We start from the raw sequence: 20,926 nt of genomic DNA on the forward strand, positions 1-20,926 counted from the left end.
CCTTCGGTGGGATTCCCACCGAAGGCAAGGGTCGCCGTCGTACGCGGTTGCTTAGTAGTTGTAGCTGCTTCTTGAGGCGCCGATCGCAGCGAAGAAGATGATGCCGAAGATCAACGTCAGCGCTACGCCGAGGTACCCCATCACCAGGCCGGCGATGGCCATCCCCTTGCCTGCGGGTTCGCGCTTGAGGGCGAGGTGGCCCAGAATCACGGCGGCGATCTGCGGGAGGATGAAGAAGCCGAAGCCAACGTAGATCGCAATGCCACAGCACATGCTGGCGATACTCAGGCCCTTGGGCTCCGCCTGCATGGCGTAGTACGCCGGCTGGCCATAGGGGTTGGGCTGGCCGTATGGCTGCTGGCCATAGGGCTGCTGGTTGAACGCCTGCTGCTGGTACGGGCTGGGCGGCTGGCCGTACGGCGACGGCGGCTGCTGGCTGTAGTCGCCCGGCGTGTAGGAACCCTGGCTGGTGGGCGGCTGCGGCTGCGTGGAGAAGTCGTTCTGGCCTTGGGCATTCTGCGTGTAGGCGTCGTGCCCGTGCGTGCCTTGCTCACAGGGCGGGAGCGGCTGGGTGGCGTTGGCGCCCTGCTCGGGTGCTCCGGGCTCGGGTGCGCTTTGGACCGGCGCGGCCGACTCGGGTGGGCTGAACTGCGCGGGCGGGACATACTGCGGCGGTTCGTAGCCCGCAGGCTTGTCCTCGTTGCCCTTGGATGGCTGATCTGACATAGGAATCCCCCTGAAAGTGGTCTTTGATCCCAACACTACCGCCGTCCGGGGTGCCATAGAAGGTAGCGCGCGGCTGCGGACATGGGGACTGGGACCCATCACGGAAGATTCATGCATAAGCATGGAATTTTTCCGAGTCCCACTCGGTTTATGTATGTAGCGACTTAAACAGCGCTCACCAAAGAAATCGGCGGGATCCGTCCCGCGAAGGAGGAATCATGGGTAACTTCGAAGGCAAGACCGCGCTCGTCACGGGCGGCGGATCCGGGCTCGGGGAAGCGATCAGCAAGGACCTCGCAAAGAACGGCGTCAACGTCGTGGTTGCTGACGTCAACCTCGACGCCGCCACCCGCGTGGCCAACGACATCAAGGCCGACGGCGGCACTGCAGTTCCGTTCCAGGCCAACACTGCCGTGGCCGAGGACAGCAAGAAGGCGGTCGACTTTGCCGTGGAGACGTACGGCGCCCTCAACTACGCCGTGAACAACGCGGGCATCGGCGGGGCAAGCGCTCCCGTGGGAGAAGTCGACATTGACGACTGGGACCGCGTCATCGCCATCAACCTGAGCGGTGTCCTTTACGGCATGCGCTATCAAATTCCGGCCATCCTGGCCGCCGGCGCCTCCGAAGGTGCCATCGTGAACATGGCTTCGATCCATGGCGCTGTTGCCGCTCCCGGCAACGCCGCGTATACGGCCGCCAAGCATGGCGTCGTTGGCCTGACCAAGAACGCCGCGGCCGAATATGGTGCGCAAGGTCTCCGCGTCAACGCGATCGGACCCGGCTACATCGATACCCCTCTGCTCGCCGCAGCACCAAAGGAAGTCATCAACGGGCTTGAGGCCAAGCACTCCCTGGGCCGGCTGGGCAAGGCCGATGAGATCGCGAACGTCACCACGTTCCTCCTCTCCGACAAGGCCAGCTTCATGACAGGCTCGTACGTGCTGGTTGATGGTGGCTACACTGCCGTCTAGGTCCCGGCACCTGGTGGGAATGAATTCGCTCCGTCCCGGTTCCTGGACCGGGAGGGGGCGTTTTTCGGCTATCACCTGCCGCTGAACTCCCGGTGAACCGCGGCGTCATCGCGGGCTGGTTCGCCGGGATTCGACGTCACAGGGGCCGGATCGCGGACATTTCCTGTCAGCAGGCCTTATGGTCTGGCATGCTGGACCCCATGGCTAGCCGAGCGGGCACAGTTGCCCTTCCCCAGGACCTTGTTGACATCACAGCCCTGCTGGACGCGTATTTCGACGTAGCTCCGGACTTGGGCGATCCCGCCCAACGCGTGGCGTTTGGAACGTCAGGACACCGCGGATCCAGCTTGAAGGCGTCCTTCAACGAGCCGCACATCCTCGCGATCACGCAGGCAATCGTTGAATACCGTGGACGCCAGGGCATTACCGGGCCGCTGTTCATCGGCCGTGACACCCACGCCCTCAGCGAGCCGGCGCAGAACTCCGCTTTGGAGGTGCTCGCCGCCAACGGTGTGACTGTACTGGTGGACGCACGCCACGGCTACACTCCAACGCCGGCCTTGAGCCACGCGATCCTCAAGTACAACAACGAAGCCGCGCCGGGCACTCCCCAGGCCGACGGCATCGTGGTCACCCCCAGCCATAACCCTCCCGGCGACGGCGGCTTCAAGTACAACCCTCCGCACGGCGGCCCGGCCGACACGGATGCCACCGGATGGATTGCCGACCGCGCCAACCAACTCCTGGAAAATGGCCTCCGCGGCGTCAAGCGCATCCCGTTGAACGACGCCCTGAACGCCGAGACCACCGGGAAGTTCGACTTCCTCAGCAGCTACGTGGACGACCTCCCGTCGGTCCTGAACCTCGACGCCATCCGCAACGCCGGTGTCCGCATCGGAGCCGACCCCATGGGTGGGGCATCCGTGGACTACTGGGGCGAAATCGGCGAGCGCCACCAGCTCAACCTGACCGTGGTCAACCCCACCGTTGATCCGCAGTGGGCCTTCATGACCCTCGACTGGGACGAGAAGATCCGCATGGACTGCTCGTCGCCGTCGGCCATGGCGTCCCTCATCAAGCGGATGTCGGTGGGCGCCGATGGTACGGCTGCCTACGATGTCGCCACAGGCAACGACGCCGACGCCGACCGCCACGGCATTGTCACCCCGGACGGCGGCCTGATGAACCCGAACCACTACCTCGCCGTCGCCATCGATTACCTGTACCGGAACCGTGATGGCTGGAACCCTGGGTCCGTAGTGGGCAAGACGCTGGTTTCGTCCTCCATCATCGACCGTGTTGCTGCAGGCCTTGGCCGCAAGCTGGTTGAGGTTCCCGTTGGGTTCAAGTGGTTCGTGCCCGGCCTGCTGTCCGGCGAAGGGGCATTCGGTGGCGAGGAATCGGCCGGCGCATCCTTCAACAAGCTCGACGGCAGCGTCTGGACCACGGATAAGGACGGGATCCTGCTGGCACTCCTGGCGTCGGAGATCACCGCCGTCACGGGCAAGTCTCCGTCGCAGCTCTACAAGGGATTGACGGACCAGTTCGGCGCACCCGTTTACGCCCGCATCGACGCTGCCGCCACGCGCGAGCAGAAGTCCAAGCTGGGCAAGCTCTCCGCCGCCGACGTCACCGCCACTTCCCTCGCCGGCGAAGAGATCACGGCCAAGCTCACCGAGGCTCCCGGCAACGGCGCTTCGATCGGCGGCCTGAAGGTTGTTACCGAAAACGCCTGGTTCGCGGCCCGACCCTCCGGCACTGAGGACGTTTACAAGATCTACGCCGAGTCCTTCAAGGGCGCGGACCACCTGAAGCAGGTTCAAGAAGAAGCCAAGGCGTTGGTGGACGGGGTTATCGCGTAGGTTCCTCAAGGCTCTGGGCGTCCTGCGTCCAGAGCCTGAGGATGCGCCGGATGGTGTGGTCGCCGTCGGGGGCCATGTCCACCAGGGCTACCTGGTCAAGAACGACGACGTCTCCGGACTTGGGGCGCTTGCCGTCGTGGCGCGAGATGTGCGGCCGGTAATGGTCCAGGATGTAGTTCGGCGTAGCGATTCTTGCGCCGTTGCTGACAGCTGCTTCAACGATTTCCTCGTGGAGCCCTTGAAGCAGCGGATGGTGGTTGATCAGGCTCACGGGGATCGACCCCATGTGCCCGAAACCGGCTTCCTCGCCAACCCTCAGTTTGGTTCCAAGTGCACCCCTGACCGGCGCTTCGGCCACCTCCGCCAGGACATCGGCGACGTCGGCACTCGCCTCATCGCCGACGTCGAACCTTAAGAGCGTGATGTGCAACGGCCAATCGCTGCGTGGAAAGACCAGCCCCGGCGTAACAGGCTCCGTAAATGCCACCCAAATGAGGTTCCGCATAGGCATAGTGTGCCACCGCATTCCGTCCTGGCGTTGGGACCATCTCTCACCTAACGGCGGGAATTCCCCGACGCCCTCTCACCTAACGCCACCCGAACCCCGACGCTCTCTCACCTAACGGCGGGAATTCCCCGACGCCCTCTCACCTAACGCCACCCGAACCCCGACGCTCTCTCACCTTCCCAGAGGCCCGGGGTTGGTGTGCTGGCCCTGCCAGCTGAGTGGCAACGAAAAACGCCCGCCCATATACGTGTGGGCGGGCGTTTCTGCTGTGAGGTCCTAGACGGTGCGAACGACGTCGTCGTAGGCGAACTTCGGCTTGGCTTCGCCCCAGGCGTCCGGGCCCGGCTGGCCGATGTTGACCACGAGGAAGCTCTTCTGGTCGCCGGCCGGGAAGAACTCGGCGTCGATGGCGGAGAAGTCTGCACCGGTCATCGGGCCAGCGGCGAAACCGAGGGAGCGTACGGCCAGGATGAAGTAACCGGCCTGCAAATGAGCGTTGTTGTTGCCCGTAGCAGCGGCGAAAGCGGGATCGGCGTCGTACATGGCCTTGGGCGCGCCGTAGGCGGGCAGGAACTTGTCCCACTGACCCTGCCAGTCAGTGTCGTAGGAGAGGATGGCGACCAGCGGCGCGGACGCGGTCTTGGACTTGTTGCCGTTGGAGAGGGTGTCCACCAGCTTGGCGCGGGCCTCATCCGAGCGGACGTAGGTCACGCGGAGCGGCTGGGAGTTGAAGGCAGTGGGGCCGAACTTGGTGAGCTCGTAGATGGCACGGGCCTGCTCGTCGGTGACCTCACCGGCGAAGCTGTTGGCGGTGCGGGCTTCGGCAAAGATGGCGTCGACTGCTGCGGCGTCAATGACTGCTTCTTCGTGTGCAATCGTCATGGGTAAACCTTTCGCTGGGCCCTGGCCCTGAGCCGGCCGGGCACTTCTGCTTTCCATGGTTGCAACTTCAACTTCCGTTGTCCTCTTCCCGTGACGGCCCGTGACGTTGGGCACACATCGTGACTCCGCGTGTCGTTTCCTTGCGTTGTGAGGCCCGTTTTGCGCGTTATTCAGCGCGTGAGGCGCGTAGAGCGGGCCCCGCAATGGCGGTAATGTTGCACCGAATCCCAACACTCTTCTGAGGAAGGCCCGCCATGAGCATGCTCGGCATCAAATGGAAGCTCCACGGCAACGGAAAGTCCATTCGCCCCGGCCACGTGGTGGCACCCGACGAGCGGCTGGCGTGGCCCCTGACCATCGGCATCGGCATGCAGCACGTGGTGGCCATGTTCGGCGCGACCTTCCTGGTCCCCATCATCACGGGCATGCCACCGGCCACCACGCTGTTGTTCTCCGGCATTGGCACCCTGCTGTTCCTGGTCATTACCAAGGGCCGCGTGCCCAGCTACCTGGGTTCGAGCTTCGCGTTCATCGCCCCGATCATGGCGTCCCAGCAGCAGTACGGCGTCAGTGGCGCCTTGGGCGGGGTGGTGCTTGCCGGCGTCGTCCTCGCGCTGATCGGTGCGGTGGTCCAGAAGTTCGGCGCCGAGTGGATCAACAGGCTCATGCCGCCGATCGTCACCGGTGCCATCGTGGCGCTGATCGGCCTTAACCTGGCTCCGGCTGCCAAGGCGAACTTCGACCTCGCGCCGGTTACTGCCCTCATCACACTGGTCACGATCATCCTGGTTTCTGTGCTTTTCCGCGGGATCCTAGGGCGCCTGAGCATCCTGGTGGGTGTTGTTGTCGGTTACCTCGTGGCGATGATGCGCGGCGAGGTTTCATACGAAAAGATGGACGCCGCCGCGTGGGTTGGCCTGCCGCTGTTCCAGACGCCTGAGTTCCACATCGGGGTGGTGGGTCTGTTCGTGCCGGTGGTTCTGGTGCTGGTAGCCGAGAACGTGGGGCACGTGAAGTCGGTGGCCGCCATGACAGGCCAAAACCTCGACGGCGTCTCCGGCCGCGCGCTGATGGCCGACGGCGCCGCGACGGTACTTGCCGGGTTCGGCGGCGGATCCGGAACCACGACATACGCCGAGAACATCGGCGTCATGGCCGCCACCAAGGTCTATTCGACGGCGGCGTACTGGGTGGCCGGTATCTTCGCTATCCTGCTGAGCTTCTCCCCGAAATTCGGCGAACTGATCGCGACCGTTCCCGCGGGTGTGCTGGGCGGCGCCGCGACCATGCTGTACGGCATGATCGGCGTGCTCGGCGTGAAGATCTGGGTGCAGAACAAGGTCAACTTCTCCAACCCCATCAACCTGACCACCGCCGCCGTGGCCCTGATCATTGGCATCGCGGACTACACGTGGACCATCGGCGAACTGAAGTTCACCGGCATCGCCCTCGGATCCGCCGCTGCCCTGGTGATCTACCACGGCATGAAGGGACTGGCTCGCTGGCGCGGGACTGTGGCTGAGCCGGAAACCGAGACGGCGGGGCTGCCGCCTGCGGCGAAGTCGGCGATGAATGCTGCTGCTAAGCGGGGCGGGAAGAAGGGGAAGTAGAGCGTTTATCGAGGTCACACGGCGGACCCAGCTTCCACAAATTCATCATTATGCTTACTATCTATTCGCATGACGCGCACCGGTGTGAAGCCCGCCTATCCGGGGCGGCTGGCCGGTGCAGGATAGGAGCCTGGACGTGAGCACTGAACACGATCTTCCCCCGCTGTCCGACGAAGAACTGCTGCAACAGCAAGGCACAGCCCTCCCGGACAAGGAAGTGGCATCCGTGCTGGATCTGAACGCCGACCTAGACCTCGCTATTGACGCGGCCGCCCCCATCGACCTTGCCGTCGCTGCCAACGCCAACGTTGCTGCTCCTATCGACGCCGCAGCGTCCGCCAACATTCTTTCCTCCGGTTCTGAAGCGCAGGCCCTGTCCGATCAAGGCGTCATCATCGATCAGGGCATCACAGCCGACGCAGTGGCGGAGTCCGGGCAGGACAGCACCATTGATCAAGGCAATGACACCATCGATGACGGCGCAACAGGTGGCGCCACGGCCCCCACAGACGGCGGGGCACTGCCGGACGCGGGCTCCCCCGACGTCGGCGCCCTCCCCACGGACGCCACCGCCGCCTTGGACGGCGACCTGCTGAACGTCAACGTCGACCTGGACGCCAGCGCCGACATCGCCGCCCCGATCAACGGCGCCGTGGCAGCAAACGCCAACGTGGCCGCCCCGATAGACGCAGCCGTTGCCGCGAACATCGGCTCGATCGACAGCAGCGCCACGGCGGTATCGCAGCAGGATGCGATCATCAACCAGAACATCACCGGCGAAGCAACGGCCAGCGCGGACCAGCAGTCCGACTTGAAGCAGTAGGCCACCATGACAACGGCGAGCGGCGGTTCCTTCACCCAGGACGGGCCGCCTCGTTCAACGCTGCCCGAGCGCTTTTCCATTAACACGGACGGCCTCCCGGAGTTTCCGGTCCAGGCCGACGGCGTGCAGTTGTTGGGCGAGGCGAAGGGTTCGGGCTACCGCGAACCGCCCTCGCTGGTCCGCCGCGCCGACGGTCAGGCACTCCAACTGACGCGGCTGCTGTTCCTGGTGCTGGAGGCTGCCGATGGCACCCGGAGCCTGGATGACATCGCCCACCATGTGACCCCTGTTTTCGGCCGGCAGGTCAGCGCCGGGAATGTGGCTGCCTTGGTCCGATCACAGCTGCTGCCCTTGGGCCTGCTGCGCTTGGCGGACGGATCGCAACCGGAAGTGAAGCGGGCAGATCCCCTCCTGGGCATGCGCTTCCGATTCACGGTGACGGATCCGACGTTGACCCGGAAACTGACGACGCCGTTCGCCGTCCTGTTCCATCCCATCATCGTTGCCGTGATCATCACGGCGTTCGCGGCGGCGTGCTGGTGGGTATTGATGGTCAAAGGCCTCGCGTCCGCCACCCATAACGCGTTTGCCAATCCAGGCCTGCTCCTCCTGGTTTTCCTTATCACCATCCTTTCCGCGGGATTCCACGAGTTCGGACATGCAGCGGCCGCAACCCGCGGCGGGGCTGTTCCCGGAAGGATGGGTGCCGGGCTCTACCTGGTGTGGCCTGCTTTCTTCACCGACGTCACCGATTCCTACCGCCTCGGCCGTGGGGGACGGCTCCGGACGGACTTGGGTGGGCTGTACTTTAACGCGATTGCCGCCGTCGCGATCATGGCGGTTTGGCTACTGACGCACGACGACGCGTGGCTGCTGGTGATTGCCACCCAGGTTCTGCAGATGGTGCGTCAGCTCCTTCCGCTATTGAGATTCGACGGCTACCACATCCTGGCTGACGCCACGGGTGTCCCTGACCTTTTCCAGCGCATCAAACCCACCCTGCTGGCCCTGTTGCCGTGGCACAGGAACAACGCCGAGGCCCAGGCACTGAAGCCGTGGGCGCGGGCGTTGGTCACCGTATGGGTGCTGGTGACTGTCCCGCTTCTGCTACTCAGTGTCTTGTTAATGGTTATCTCGTTGCCGCGTCTCCTTGGCACCGCATGGTCGAGTGCGGCAGCGCAATTCGCCGCGCTCACGGAGACTGCCGACACGGGTGACTTTGCCGGGGCGGGGGCCCGCTTCCTTGCATTGCTTGCCGTCGCCTTGCCGGTCCTCGCGATTCTGCTCGTCCTGGCCCGTGTGGCCGGGCAGACGCTGCGGGGCCTGTGGAAAAAGACTGAAGGCAAGGCCGTCCAGCGTGGCGTCGCACTCGTCCTCGTCGCAGCGTTGGGAGCCGGGCTGGCTTGGACCTGGTGGCCGCACCCCGGAAACTACGCCCCGGTCCAGCCCTATGAACGAGGGACCTTGCTGGACGCCGCCCCAGCCCTGGAGACGGTAGCTGGCACGACTGCACTGGTCGAGGGCCGTCCCGGACAGACTGTTGCACTATGGCCGGAGGGCCAAGAACTTCCGACGCGCGACAACCCGGAACTCAGCCTTGTCATGGTTCCCCGCGCGGACTCTGCCCAGGCGGCTGGTGAGGCTCCTGACCCTGGAGCCGTCGACGGCGGCCAGGCAGCGCCGTCGTGGGTTTTCCCGTTCAACAAACCCCCGGCCCCTGACGACGACGGCAACCAAGCACTCGCGGTCAACACCACCGACGGATCGGTGGTCTACGACGTCGCCTTTGCCCTGGTGTGGGCGAACGAAGGGCAACCGGTGGACACCACCAACGAAGCGTACGCCTTCGCGAACTGCACCGGCTGCGCGGCTGTAGCAGTCGGGTTCCAGGTGGTGCTCATTGTGGGGCAGGCCGATGTCGTGGTGCCGCAGAATCTGTCCGCGGCCGCCAACTACAACTGCGTTGCGTGCGTGACCTATGCACTGGCAAGCCAGCTGGTGTTGACCCTCGACGGTCCACTCAGCCACGACGCCTTGTCCAAGCTGGAGTCCCTGTGGCAGGAGATCGCGGAGTTCGGGCGTAACCTGCGGAATGTTCCTCTGTCCGAAATCCAAGCACGACTCACCGCGTACAAAGAGCGAATAGTGGAGGTGATCCGCGCTGATCCCAGCGCCGGCGGCGCCCCCTCTACGGCTGGCCCGGGGGCTACACCCAGCCCTGCATCGCCCAGTTCGGGGGCAACACCAACGGTCACCCCGTCGCAGGCCGCGCCCTCAGAAGGTGCGGCGTCACAAGCCCCGGGTTCGGCACCTGCAGCACCGGCCGCTTCTGCGCCTCCGGTCTCCAGCGCTCCAGTTCCGACTGCTTCCGCGCCGGCGGGGACCCCTGTGCCAACTCCGGAGCAGACGGCTCCTGCCGAGGCGCCTCCAACGGCACCCGCGCCCGCTACTCCGGCGCCGGCGGGGTCGGGCGCACCGTCCGCTGCTCCGGGAGCCGGGGGCTAGGAGGTGCCGGTCCGGTCACTCCCGACCGAGTGCGCCTCAAGAGACCCGCCAACGCTGTCGGCCTCCCACCGCAACAAATCCCCCGGCTGGCACTCCAGCACCTCACACAACGCCTCAAGCGTCGTAAACCGCACGGCTTTTGCCCGCCCATTCTTGAGCACGGCCAGATTCGCAGGCGTGATACCCACCCGCTCCGCAAGCACGCCCACCGGCATCTTTCGTTTGGCGAGCATGACGTCGATGTCCACGATGATCGGCATCAGATGACCTCGTCGAGTTCGGCGCGCAGACCTGCGGCTTCGATGTTGCGCGCGACGGCCTGGGCGAGCAAGGTTCGCAGGATCAGCACGAGAAGTGCGACGCCGGCGATCATCAACGCAGCCCCACAGACCAACAGCACCACCCCGGGCGCAATGTCACCTGGAGCCAACAGGACCGCGATCGCGAACATGAGGACCGCAGCAAAGGCAATGGCCCCAAAGACGATGTCCACAAAGCGGAAGGCACGGTGCGAAAACACCGTCCCGCTTCGCACCATAGTGAGCAGCCGCCACACGCAGACGGCAACCACTTGCACGCAGAGGATCCCCAGAACGATGATCACGAGCAAGCAAATCCGAGGACCGTCGGGCGCGCCGGCCTCCACCAGGTCGGCAGACAGCAGGGGCACCATCCGCACCTGAACGAACAAGGAACCCACCAGCACCAGTGCAATCACCATCCGCAGCGCTAGAATCGTCAACTTTCCCAAGAGGGTCTCCTTTATCGAACAACAACCTGATTCTATCGATATTCGATTGTTAAGCAATCCATTCCGCGCAGTGAAGATGATAGTCAGCTTGCTTACTAAAGCGAGGTTCCCTAGGCTGGAACAGGTCAGACAAACAACTCTCACAGCGGCGGCGCACGCTCAAAAGGCACCCCGCTGCGCACCGAGGAGGAACAGTGTCAGAACACAACATCGCAGGCAAGAAGGTCGCATTTCTGCTGACGGACGGCGTGGAGCAGGTGGAACTCACCAGCCCGTGGCAGGCGGTCAAGGATGCCGGCGGCGAGCCCACCCTCGTGGCCCCCAGCAAGGGTAAGCTCCAGGGTTTCAACGGCGTGGAGAAGGGCGACACCTTCGACGTAGACCTCGCAGTCGCGGACGCCAATGCATCCGACTTTGATGCGCTCGTACTCCCGGGCGGCGTCGTGAATGCGGATAACCTCCGCGTGGATACGGATGCGCAGAACTTCACCCGCGCCTTCTTTGAGCAACACAAGCCAGTGGCATCGATCTGCCACGGACCGTGGATCCTCATTGACGCCGGAGTGATCAAGGGCCGCAACGTCACCTCGTTCCACACGCTCCAGACCGACCTGAAGAACGCGGGCGCCAACTGGACGGACGAGGAAGTCGTGGTGGACCAAGGCCTGGTCACCAGCCGCAACCCGGACGACCTCCCGGCGTTCAACGCCAAGGTGGTCGAGGAGATCTCTGAAGGTCAGCACGCGGGCCAGACCGCTTAGCGGTCAACCGCAACACAGCAGCAAAAGACGAGTGCCGTCGTCGTACTTCACCTGGAGTACGACGGCGGCACTCGCCTCCGTCCCGCCGTCGTAATGTTGCGCAGGTCACATGCGGCACATACGCTGGGGGACGCTGCAGCGTCGCAGCAAGGATGAAAGGCAGTGCATTGGACAGCGAGAAGCTCTCCGTAATTGTTCGAGTCGACGTGGACGGCGAACAGATCCAGATCGCAGCAACCGGTCGCGTGACCGCCTTGAGCCTTCAGGGACTCTACCCCGTGGTCCAGCGCACCAAGAGCTTCGGCGGACTCGACGTGGAGATGGACCTAACGGAAGCAAGCGTGGATGCAGATGCGCTGGACCAGCTGAAGATTTACGCTGAACTCCATGAGGTGCCCGTCCGCCTTCCGTCCGAAGCCGGCAATGTGACCGCCCTGCCGTCCCGGCCACTTCAGACAACCAGCCGCGCTGCCTAACAACGCCGCATAACAGGAGGACCCCTTGCGCAAAGTCACTGCCGGCCTGTTCCACTCCGTAGACGGCGTGGTCCAGGATCCGTTCAAGTTCCAGTTCGACAGTTTCGACGAAGACCTGGGCAAGGGGCTGACCAAGATGATCAACTCCGTGGACACCGTGGTTCTTGGCCGGGTCAGCTACCAGGAGTGGGCCGGCTACTGGCCCACCGCTTCACAGGACGACGATTTCGCGGCCTTCATCAATCCCGTTGAAAAGTTCGTTGCGTCCCGCACCCTCACGGAGCCCTTGGAGTGGCAGAACTCGCACCTGATCGAGGGCGATGTAGAGCAGTTTGTCACCGAGCTGAAGAACCGCGACGGCGGTGAAATCGCAGTCTGCGGCAGCATCTCCCTGGTTCGCCAACTGCTGTTCGCAGGCGTACTCGACGAGCTGACCCTCATGACCCACCCCGTCGTGGCGGGCAGCGGGCGGCGTCTCTTCGAGGACGGCGATCCACTGCACCGGCTCACACTGGAGGACCAGTACGCCACCAGCAAGGGCAACGTCGTCAGCACCTACAGCCTGCGTAAGGACTAACGCACGACGGCGGCACTCACCTGGGGCGGATGGCACTCTCCAGGATCGGGTGAATCCAGGTGGATTTGGTGAATGCCACCGGTGAGCGCCCTTGGCGTCACCCGGGCCATCCATCTCCGGGAACAATGTCGCGGTGGTACGCGTTGCAGAGTCGTCAGAATCGAACATCAGAAAAGAGAATCACCTCAGTGGCAACTGATTACGACGAAGTCCGCTCCGACGTCAAGGAAACCCAGGATCGATCGCTGGAAGCGCTCAAGTCCGCCAACGCGCCTGACGCCCGCAGCGTGGTCACCGAATTGGACGAGGCCGATGCCTTCGATGAAGGCCTGACGCCCGGGGGAGAAATTGTCTCCGAGGAACTCATCGTTCAGGTCATTCCCCAAGCCGAGGACGAGTTCACCTGCTACTCCTGCTTCCTGGTCCGGCACCGATCCCAGTTGGCCCGCGAATCCAACGGCCACTCGTATTGCATCGAGTGCGAGGGCTAAACCGCTTCGATCCATTTCGTGATACAGGCTTCACCCCAGCAGCAATGCGGAGCCCAACTCGCTCCGAAAGTAGAGCACACTGTGGCCGTAGCGCGTGGATGTCACGAGCCCGGCATTCCTGAGCACCCTGAGATGCTGATTGACCGCGGACGTGGTCACACCAAAGCGCGCTCCGAGCTCCGTGGATGACGCAGGGGCAGCGAGCGCGGTCAGCAGGCTGGTCCGGACCTCGCCGAGCACCGCCACAACGGCGGCAGGGCTTCTCACTTGCTCCGCCTCCCACATGGCGCCTTGTCCCCGCGCCGGGTACATCAGCATCGGCGGGTCGCCATGGTTCACGGGAGCAGAGGCCCTGCGGGTGAACATGGTGGGAACAAGGGTCAGCCCCAGGCCTTCAGTCTTCTCGGTCCTTGATGCGGGATTCTTCAACCGCACGGATATGACCCGGCCGTCGAATTCCACAGCGCCCGACAAATCGTTGAGCATCGTGAACAGGCCGCCCTGCGCAATGTGCCGGCCGCGGTAGACAATGTCCGCTTCCAGGATGGTGCGCATGCGCAGCCAGTGCGGTGCGAAGCACGTGTCCCAAAAGTCCTGGAGGATACCGGCCATCCGCCGGATTGCCGGGCCGGCGGGGCCCGAATAGGCAGCCGGAACAGAACCGTGCACCCGGATCAGGTCCCCATGAAACTGTTCGGCGGAAATCCGCTCCAAGGCCGCGAACTCGTCGTCGATCCGGGTGAGCGGCGACTCTGGCCGGGGGTTCAGGAAGTCCGGCGTCCACAGCCGGTCATCAACCAGGGCCAGCAATCCATCGAGGTCCAGGCGTGCGCGGGCCTCTTCTGTCCGGCGCAACCAAGGCAGCTGCAGTGGATACTGGCTGGGGTCACGGATGGCCCTGAGGGAAAGTCCAAGTTCGCACAAGGGAGAGATGCCAAAGCGCACGCCGCCGAGATCTGCCTCGGACAACTCATACTTCAACATGAAGCACAACGCTACATCAATACCGATGGCATCCGGGGGGTGGCAGAAATGGGTGGGTGACTACAACTCCCGCAGACACCGTCCCCGCTCCCCGGCAGACGCTCCGCGTCGCACTCTCTGATCCCACGCTCAAGATCCTGGCTTCTGCCATCCTTGTCTCCACAGTGGGTCGAGGCATCTTCCTCACTCTGACCGTGCTCTACTTCAGCCGTTTTGTGGGGCTGAGCGCCGTTGAAATCGCCGTGATCCTCTCCGTTTCCAGCGGGGTCGGCGTCGCCACCTCCTATCTTGGCGGGCGGCTCGCCGACCGCTTCTCCGCACGTCGCCTCCTAGTGGGCATGGTCGCCGTCCAGGGTCTCGCGATCGCAACGTATACCTTCGCCGGGAACTTCATCACCGCCGTCGTGATTGCCTGCATTACCGTAGGCGTGGATCGAGGCGCCAATGCCACCCGTTCCGCGATCATCGCCCGGGCGTTTAATGGGCCGAACCGCGTCAATGCCCGCGCCGTCCTCCGCACCATCACCAACCTGGGCATCGCGACCGGAGGCATGATCGCAGGCCTGGCCCTGCTGGCCGGAACAGCCGACGCGTTCCGGGGAATGATGATCAGCGCCGGCGTGGTGTACATCCTGAGCGCGCTGCACCTCCGCCGCCTGCCCACCCGGGTTGACGCGCCGCGCCACGACCCCGCCAACCCTGCCCCGAAGCGGGGGGCCTCCCCCTTTCGGGATCGCCGCTACGTCCTGCTGACCGTGCTGTCCGGCATTTTCGGCATGCAGTTCGGACTGGCCGAGATGGGTGTCCCGCTGTGGATTTCCCAGGACACCAGCGCACCGGATCTTTTGATATCTGTGGTCCTTGTCATCAACACCCTGTGCGTGGTTCTGCTCCAGGTGCCGCTCTCACGGGGTACAGACGACCCCCGCCGGGCCGGAAAAATCGTGATGACCGGTGGCGCACTCATGGCCGTAGCCTGCGCCCTCTACGCGTTGGCAGGCGGAGCGCCGGTCATTGCCGCGGTCGTCCTCCTGTGCGGCGCGGCGCTCCTGCACTCGTTCGCGGAAATCCTTTCGCAAGCGGGAGCGTGGGGACTCAGCTTCGAACTCGCCAACCCCGTGCAGGCCGGGGCCTACCAAGGGATGTTCGGGATGGGCTCTGCCCTGGGGGCCATGCTCGCACCGCTCGTGGTGACCGCCACCGTCGTCGACCATGGTCCGCTCGGGTGGGCCATCCTCGCGGTCGTTTTCCTTGCATCGGCGGCAGGAATCGCACTGATAGCCCGGAGGGCATCGACGACGACGGCACTCGCCTAACGTCGCATGGCCAGCCCACGGTCAATCAGGGCTACTTCTTCCCGGCCTTCAAATCCGAAACCACCTTCGCGATCCGTCGCGCCCGGGTTTCCTCCGTCTTCGCATCCCCGATCGGTTCCACGTATCGCCGCTGCGCGCTGTAGTTCAGGGTCCCGTAAAAGGCCTTCGCCTCAGGCTCAGCATCGAGCGCAGCGGCCAGGTCCTCCGGTACCTCAACGACGCGCGGCTCCGTGTCGACCTCAAGGCCAACTTCCACAGTGTCCCCGGCCGAGGCACCCGTCAGTTCACGGTTGGCCGAGCTGACGCCGACCATGTATTTCCCGCCCATCACGGCGATGCTGCTGCGGTAGCTCCTACCGTTGATGGTCACCACCACCGGCGGCCGCTTGCCCGCACCCAGTCCATCAACGATGTGGTCCGGAACTTCGATGCCCGCCTTGTTTCCATCGCCGACGATGGTCGTAGTGAATTCCATGACCCAAGTATGCCGTCAGCCACCAGTAGACGCACCCCATCGTCAGGACTAGGTTCGAGGTAACCGTGCAACACCGTACTGAGGAGAGAGTCAATGGACAACCAGGATCTTCTGGAGCGCATTCAGTCGCTGGTGGAGGAGGAGCACCGCCTGCGTGACTCTTCAGGATCAGAAAACGACGGCGACGACAGCCGCGCCCGCTTGGCCCAGCTTGAAGCCCAACTCGACCAATGCTGGGACCTGCTGCGCCAGCGCCGCGCCAAGAAGGACGCAGGCGAAAACCCTGACGAAGCCGAACCCCGCCCTGTCAGCGAAGTCGAGGGCTACCGGCAGTAATTACGCCCCTTCGAGTACCTGGCTGGTAGCCCAGGCCAGGTACTTCGCGGCATTGGCTACGGCGTCGGCGACGTCCGGAACGCCGTCCTTGCGCTGAGCCACGTCCAGCAACTGCGCCGCGGCCACGATGCCATGCTTCGCAAGGTCTTCAGGCGTCACGGTGATGCGGCCAGCGACGGCGATCACGGGAATTCCGTGAACGCTTGCGGCGTCGGCGAGCGCGATCGGCGCCTTGCCCGTGAGCGACTGCTCGTCCATGGAACCTTCGCCGGTGATCACCAGGTCCGCTTCGCCCAAGTGTGAAGCGAGCCCGGTCAAGCCCGCCACCAACGCGAAGCCACCTTCCAGCGCGGCGTCAGTGAAGCCCAGGAACGACGCCGGGAAGCCGCCAGCCGCCCCGGCTCCCGGTACGTTCACATCCCGGCCAGTGGCTTCGCGAAGGAGCGACGCCCAGTTGCGCAGACCGGCGTCGAGCTTCTCGACAGCGTCTTCATCGGCGCCCTTCTGCGGGCCGAAAATGTGTGCGGCGCCGTCCGGACCGTACAGCGGGTTTTGGACATCGACGGCGATGCGGAACTTCACGGCCGAAAGCCGCGGATCCAGCCCGGAGACGTCGATGGCGACGACGTCGGCCAGGGAACCCCCGCCGAGCGGCACCACATTCCCGGCAGCATCCAGGGGCTTGAGCCCCAAGGCACGCAGGGCGCCACTGCCGGCGTCGGACATTGCCGAGCCACCCAGGCCGAGCACGATCTCGGTGGCACCGGCGTCCAGGGCGGCCGCGATGAGCTGGCCGCAGCCGTAGCTGTGGGCGCGCAGTGAGTTCTCCGGCGTTGGTTCCATGTGTGCCAGGCCGGATGCCATCGCGGTCTCGATGACCGCGCTTGCCCCACCGAAAGCATCCTTGCGGATGGCCCAGGAAGCGCCCACGGGTTTGAGGATGGGGCCAACCACGGCGTTGTTGCGCTCTTCATAACCCGCGGCAATAGCGGCGTCCAGCGTGCCTTCACCACCATCGGCGACCGGGAACTGGGTGGTCACGGCATCCGGGTACACGCGGAGGGCGCCTTCGGCCATGGCTGACGCGGCTTCGGCGGCGGTCAGTGATCCCTTGAACTTGTCCGGGGCGATGAGGATACGCATGGGTCCATCTTGCCAGCTTTACTCGGAAAGCGCTTGCCCACTACGTCATCCTGCGGAATTCAGCCGTTGATGACCCGAATCGGTGCTCCATCGAGCCACGCCTTCACGTCCTCGAAGGCACCGCCATAGAACTGCCGGTAGCTCTCGTGGGTCACGTAGCCGATATGCGGCGAGAGGACTGTCCGCGACGAATGCAGCAACGAGTGCCCGGCCGGCAGGGGTTCCTCGTCAAAGACATCCAAGGCTGCGCCACGGATCCACCCTTCCTCCAAAGCCTGCGTCAGCGCAGCCTCATCCACCAAGGGTCCACGCGCAGTGTTGACGAGTACGCCCTCCGGACCGAGGAGCCGCAGTTCCTTGGAACCGACGATCCCCTCCGTTCGGTCGGACAACCGCAGGTGAAGCGTCACGACGTCGGACTCCCTGAACAACTCCTCTTTGCTGACCTTCCTGGCACCGGCAGCCTCGGCAGCTTCGACCGTGAGGTTCTGGCTCCACGCGAGGACGTCCATCCCAAACGCTTTGGCGTAGCCCGCCACCCGCTTGCCGATCTTGCCGAGCCCAACGATGCCCAGGGTCTTGCCGTCAAGTTCAAAGCCGACGCCGGACTGCCAGTCACCCGCGCGCAGCGAGTTCTCCTCCACCGTCAGATTCCGGGCAAAAGCCATCAACAAAGCCCACGTCAGCTCGGGAGCCGCAGCCGGTGAACCACCCGTCCCGCACACCACAATGCCGCGCTCAGTTGCTGCCTCCAGGTCAATGGCAGCATTGGCCATGCCAGTGGTCACCAGCAGCTTTACGTTGGGCAGGGATTCCAGGACATCCTGCGGGAAACGGGTGCGTTCGCGCATCGCCACAATGATGTCGAACGGCTCCAAGGCGGCCACGGCCTGCTCTTCGGAGACGAAAGGCGCGCTGAAAACGCTTACCTTCACGCCGTCGTCGAGCAATGAGTCCCACGGGGCGTAATCGCCGGAGACCTGCTGGTAGTCGTCCAGGATGGCTAAACGGAATCGGGTCACGTCACCCATCCTCGCGCGGCGGCCGGTGGTACTCAACCCCATCTCACGTTAGGTTTTTGAGTGTGAGCCAAAATGTGACCACCGCCATGCCCAAGCCCGAGCATCCCCGCCCGCAACTGGTCCGTGAGAAGTGGATGAACCTCAACGGTACCTGGGGTTTTGAGATCGACGCCGGTGATTCCGGCCTGGAGCGCGGCCTCACCACCCGCGAATTCAACAGCCGGATCGTGGTTCCGTTCGCGCCGGAATCGGCACTTTCCGGAGTTGAACACGTCGACTTCATGGAAGCCGTCTGGTACAGGCGAACCGTAACCATCCCGGAGGAATGGTCAGGCCACAACGTTCTGCTTCACTTCGGAGCCGTCGATCACGACACCACGGTGTGGGTAAACGGCGTTGAGGTCGCCAGGCACCGGGGCGGCTTCACGCCTTTCACCGCTGACCTCGGCGGCGTAGCCGAACCCGGCTCGGATGCCGTGATTGTGGTGCGCGCCAGGGATTCGCGGCACGAGATGCAAGCCCGCGGCAAGCAGGCCACCTGGTACAACAACACCCACTGCCAGTACACGCGTACCACCGGGATATGGCAGACGGTGTGGATGGAAGCGGTGCCGGACGTCTACATCAAGCGGCTCCGCATGACCCCTCATCTGGCAGACTCCAGCATCACAGTGGAGCTTCCCATCAGCCGGAACCGGGCCGGTCACGTGGTTGTTGCGACGCTCACTGACAGCTCGGGTTTGAGGATCGAAGCCGAGGCCCGGGCGGATCTGGACCTTACCCCCTCTCTCCGGCTGGAGATTCCCGCCGAATCCCTGCGGCCCTGGTCCATCGAGGACCCGTTTCTCTATGACCTTGAAGTCAGCGTGCGGGACGGTTCCGGGGCAGTCGTGGATCACGTCACCAGCTACACGGCCGTCCGGTCGATCGCTTTGGACGGCAGGGTGGTCCGCATCAACGGAAAGGCAGTGTTCCAGAGGCTGGTGCTGGATCAGGGCTACTGGCCCGATTCCCTGATGACTTCGCCTGACGAGGCAGCACTGATCAAGGACATCGAACTGTCCATGGCCGCGGGTTTCAATGGCGCCCGCCTGCACCAGAAGGTCTTCGAGGAGCGTTTCCTTTACCACGCCGACCGGCTCGGTTACCTGGTGTGGGGCGAGTTCGGCGACTGGGGCGTTTCCGGTGGCGGCACCATCGGCCACAACCAGAAGCCCACCGCGAGCTTCGTCGCCCAGTGGCTGGAGGTGTTGAAACGGGACTTCAACCACCCGTCCATCATCGGCTGGTGCCCCCTCAATGAGACGCACCAGATCCTGCATGACCGGCTGACCGTCCTGGACGACGTCACCGAGGCCATGTTTCTGGCCACCAAGCTGGCGGATCCGACCCGTCCCGTCATCGACGCTTCCGGTTACGCCCACAGGATCCGCGAGACTGACATCTACGATTCCCACTCCTACGAGCAGGACCCGGACCGCTTCCGCATCGAACAGCAGGGCCTCGCCGGGGGGAAGCCCCATGTCAATCGCAAGGCCGATGGCGGGGAATACTCGGTGCCCTACGCTGGCCAGCCCTACTTCGTCTCGGAATTCGGCGGCATCTGGTGGAACGAGGCCGAGGCCCGCCAAGCCGTTGAGGGAACCGACGTCGCCACCTCCTGGGGTTACGGCCAGAGGGTTGGTTCGGAGGAAGAGTTCTATGCCCGCTTCGATGGACTCTGCGCTGTGCTGCTGGAGAATCCGGAGATGTTCGGCTACTGCTACACCCAGCTGACGGATGTGTTCCAGGAGAAGAACGGCATCTTCACCTTCGATCGCGGCTCCAAGTTTGACCTGGCAAGAATCCGCGCGAGCCAAAGGCGGCCGGCGGCCATCGAAACCCGGAACCAGCCGGCGGGAGGGCTCAGGCCCACTGCCCCCGGCGGACCAGGACTTCCTTGAGCAGGTCGAGGCGGTCCGACACAATCCCGTCCACGCCCAGGTCCAGGAGACGTTCCATTTCCGCGGGATCATTGATGGTCCACACGTGCACCTGCCGGCCCAGCCGGTGCGCACGGCGGATAAACCCGGGGGTCACTACGGGTAACCGGCCGTAGCGGACGGGAACCTGGAAAACGTCGACGCCGGCAAGCAGCCTGCGTGCCAGAGGAGCCGGAAGCGCGGGGCCGAGGAGGACGAACAAGGCTGTCAGGGTGCTGCCGGCCGACGAGGCAACGCGGTGGGACAGCCCGGCCAGGACCGCCCGGCGGCGGCGGTCCGAAAAGCTCGTCACCAGGACCCTGTGATGGATTGCGTGCCGCTCGATCGCCGCTGCCATGGGGCCCACGGAGTTCCAGTCTTTGACGTCCAGGTTCAGCCGGGCATCGGGCAACGCGGCAACCAGTTCATCGAAGGTTGGAACGGGCTCTACGCCGCCAATTCTCGCCGCGGACACTTGGTCAGCGGTCAGCTCGGCAATGCGGCCCGCGGCGTCCGTCACCCGGTCCAAGGAGGCATCGTGGAAGACCAGCAGCACACCGTCTGACGTGGTGTGGACGTCGGTTTCAAGATGAACAGTCCCGAGCTGCACCGCGGCTTTGAAGGCAGCCATGGAATTCTCCAGGCCATTCAAGGAGAAACCCCTGTGCGCGAAGGCCAAAGGGCCCACTGAACCGTCCTTGCGGAGGAAATAGGGCAGCGTCACATCCGTAGCGTAGCCCATC

At 64.2% G+C, this 20,926-nt stretch carries 22 protein-coding genes; 12 read left to right on the forward strand and 10 right to left on the reverse strand.

What is annotated here, in order from left to right; translation table 11 throughout:
• Nucleotides 1–51: 51 nt before the first annotated feature.
• Nucleotides 52–726, reverse strand: coding sequence for a DUF4190 domain-containing protein (locus tag QF015_RS19495; RefSeq protein WP_429390475.1), 675 nt, complete (start codon nt 724–726; stop codon nt 52–54).
• 218 nt (nt 727–944) lie between these two features.
• On the opposite strand from QF015_RS19495, the gene QF015_RS19500 reads away from it, so the two are divergent.
• The gene (locus tag QF015_RS19500) at nt 945–1,700 is read left to right on the forward strand and encodes an SDR family NAD(P)-dependent oxidoreductase (RefSeq protein WP_310208417.1); all 756 of its coding nucleotides are present in this window, start codon (nt 945–947) and stop codon (nt 1,698–1,700) included.
• 200 nt (nt 1,701–1,900) lie between these two features.
• The gene (pgm, locus tag QF015_RS19505; RefSeq protein ID WP_429390476.1) at nt 1,901–3,562 is read left to right on the forward strand and encodes a phosphoglucomutase (alpha-D-glucose-1,6-bisphosphate-dependent); all 1,662 of its coding nucleotides are present in this window, start codon (nt 1,901–1,903) and stop codon (nt 3,560–3,562) included.
• Here the strand turns inward: pgm and QF015_RS19510 are convergent.
• Nucleotides 3,552–4,067: a 2'-5' RNA ligase family protein gene (locus QF015_RS19510; RefSeq protein ID WP_429390477.1), complete on the reverse strand. Its 516-nt coding sequence runs from the start codon at nt 4,065–4,067 to the stop codon at nt 3,552–3,554. The genes pgm and QF015_RS19510 overlap by 11 nt on opposite strands.
• Nucleotides 4,068–4,346: 279 nt before the next feature.
• The gene (locus tag QF015_RS19515; protein WP_429390478.1) at nt 4,347–4,952 is read right to left on the reverse strand and encodes a malonic semialdehyde reductase; all 606 of its coding nucleotides are present in this window, start codon (nt 4,950–4,952) and stop codon (nt 4,347–4,349) included.
• 254 nt (nt 4,953–5,206) lie between these two features.
• Between QF015_RS19515 and QF015_RS19520 the strand changes: the two genes are divergently transcribed.
• From QF015_RS19520 to QF015_RS19530, 3 genes are all read left to right on the forward strand, one after another.
• Nucleotides 5,207–6,562 (forward strand): uracil-xanthine permease family protein, encoded by a 1,356-nt coding sequence (locus QF015_RS19520; RefSeq protein ID WP_310208396.1) that lies wholly within the window; start codon nt 5,207–5,209, stop codon nt 6,560–6,562.
• Nucleotides 6,563–6,698: 136 nt separating this feature from the next.
• A complete protein-coding gene (locus QF015_RS19525; RefSeq protein ID WP_429390479.1) occupies nt 6,699–7,385 on the forward strand; it encodes a peptidoglycan-binding protein in 687 nt (228 codons plus the stop codon).
• 6 nt (nt 7,386–7,391) lie between these two features.
• On the forward strand, nt 7,392–9,890 hold the full coding sequence (locus tag QF015_RS19530) for a hypothetical protein (RefSeq protein ID WP_429390480.1): 2,499 nt from the start codon (nt 7,392–7,394) through the stop codon (nt 9,888–9,890).
• Here QF015_RS19530 and QF015_RS19535 read toward each other — a convergent pair.
• Together QF015_RS19535 and QF015_RS19540 are read right to left on the reverse strand one after the other, a co-directional pair.
• Entirely contained in the window at nt 9,887–10,150 is a 264-nt protein-coding gene (locus QF015_RS19535) for a helix-turn-helix domain-containing protein (protein ID WP_429390481.1), read from the reverse strand. The genes QF015_RS19530 and QF015_RS19535 overlap by 4 nt on opposite strands.
• Entirely contained in the window at nt 10,150–10,641 is a 492-nt protein-coding gene (locus QF015_RS19540) for a DUF2975 domain-containing protein (protein ID WP_310208383.1), read from the reverse strand. Before QF015_RS19540 ends, QF015_RS19535 begins: the two co-directional genes overlap by 1 nt.
• 194 nt (nt 10,642–10,835) lie before the next feature.
• Here QF015_RS19540 and QF015_RS19545 point away from each other — a divergent pair, with 194 nt between their 5' ends.
• The 4 genes from QF015_RS19545 (at nt 10,836) to QF015_RS19560 (ending at nt 12,946) form a co-directional block, all read left to right on the forward strand.
• Complete coding sequence (locus QF015_RS19545) at nt 10,836–11,402, forward strand: type 1 glutamine amidotransferase domain-containing protein (protein WP_310208381.1); 567 nt, start codon at nt 10,836–10,838, stop codon at nt 11,400–11,402.
• 152 nt (nt 11,403–11,554) lie between these two features.
• The gene (locus tag QF015_RS19550) at nt 11,555–11,878 is read left to right on the forward strand and encodes a hypothetical protein (protein WP_429390482.1); all 324 of its coding nucleotides are present in this window, start codon (nt 11,555–11,557) and stop codon (nt 11,876–11,878) included.
• A gap of 25 nt (nt 11,879–11,903) precedes the next feature.
• Nucleotides 11,904–12,455, forward strand: coding sequence for a dihydrofolate reductase family protein (locus tag QF015_RS19555; RefSeq protein WP_310208375.1), 552 nt, complete (start codon nt 11,904–11,906; stop codon nt 12,453–12,455).
• Nucleotides 12,456–12,643: 188 nt separating this feature from the next.
• Entirely contained in the window at nt 12,644–12,946 is a 303-nt protein-coding gene (locus QF015_RS19560) for a DUF4193 domain-containing protein (RefSeq protein WP_310208373.1), read from the forward strand.
• Between the two features lie 30 nt (nt 12,947–12,976).
• Here the strand turns inward: QF015_RS19560 and QF015_RS19565 are convergent, their stop codons facing one another.
• Nucleotides 12,977–13,930 carry a DUF5937 family protein gene (locus QF015_RS19565; RefSeq protein WP_429390483.1) on the reverse strand — a complete coding sequence of 318 codons (954 nt, stop codon included), beginning with the start codon at nt 13,928–13,930 and terminating at the stop codon, nt 12,977–12,979.
• Between the two features lie 56 nt (nt 13,931–13,986).
• On the opposite strand from QF015_RS19565, the gene QF015_RS19570 reads away from it, so the two are divergent.
• The gene (locus tag QF015_RS19570) at nt 13,987–15,246 is read left to right on the forward strand and encodes an MFS transporter (RefSeq protein WP_429390484.1); all 1,260 of its coding nucleotides are present in this window, start codon (nt 13,987–13,989) and stop codon (nt 15,244–15,246) included.
• A 31-nt stretch (nt 15,247–15,277) separates the two neighbouring features.
• Here QF015_RS19570 and QF015_RS19575 read toward each other — a convergent pair whose 3' ends face one another.
• The gene (locus QF015_RS19575) at nt 15,278–15,721 is read right to left on the reverse strand and encodes a YdeI/OmpD-associated family protein (protein ID WP_310208365.1); all 444 of its coding nucleotides are present in this window, start codon (nt 15,719–15,721) and stop codon (nt 15,278–15,280) included.
• A gap of 93 nt (nt 15,722–15,814) precedes the next feature.
• Here QF015_RS19575 and QF015_RS19580 point away from each other — a divergent pair, with 93 nt between their 5' ends.
• Nucleotides 15,815–16,057, forward strand: a complete 243-nt coding sequence (locus QF015_RS19580; RefSeq protein ID WP_310208363.1) for a DUF2630 family protein — start codon at nt 15,815–15,817, stop codon at nt 16,055–16,057.
• On the opposite strand, the gene QF015_RS19585 is transcribed toward QF015_RS19580, so the two are convergent.
• Together QF015_RS19585 and QF015_RS19590 are read right to left on the reverse strand one after the other, a co-directional pair.
• Nucleotides 16,058–17,200, reverse strand: coding sequence for a glycerate kinase (locus tag QF015_RS19585; RefSeq protein WP_429390485.1), 1,143 nt, complete (start codon nt 17,198–17,200; stop codon nt 16,058–16,060).
• 59 nt (nt 17,201–17,259) lie between these two features.
• Nucleotides 17,260–18,231, reverse strand: a complete 972-nt coding sequence (locus tag QF015_RS19590) for a D-2-hydroxyacid dehydrogenase family protein (RefSeq protein ID WP_310208607.1) — start codon at nt 18,229–18,231, stop codon at nt 17,260–17,262.
• Nucleotides 18,232–18,296: 65 nt separating this feature from the next.
• Between QF015_RS19590 and QF015_RS19595 the strand changes: the two genes are divergently transcribed.
• The gene (locus tag QF015_RS19595; protein WP_429390533.1) at nt 18,297–20,165 is read left to right on the forward strand and encodes a glycoside hydrolase family 2 protein; all 1,869 of its coding nucleotides are present in this window, start codon (nt 18,297–18,299) and stop codon (nt 20,163–20,165) included.
• On the opposite strand, the gene QF015_RS19600 is transcribed toward QF015_RS19595, so the two are convergent.
• On the reverse strand, nt 20,128–20,925 hold the full coding sequence (locus tag QF015_RS19600) for a glycerophosphodiester phosphodiesterase (protein ID WP_429390486.1): 798 nt from the start codon (nt 20,923–20,925) through the stop codon (nt 20,128–20,130). The two genes, QF015_RS19595 and QF015_RS19600, sit on opposite strands and share 38 nt — an antisense overlap.
• Nucleotide 20,926 lies beyond the last annotated feature (1 nt).

The organism is Paenarthrobacter sp. TE4293 (genome assembly GCF_050435325.1).
In the GTDB taxonomy this organism is placed as follows: domain Bacteria; phylum Actinomycetota; class Actinomycetes; order Actinomycetales; family Micrococcaceae; genus Arthrobacter; species Arthrobacter nitroguajacolicus_C.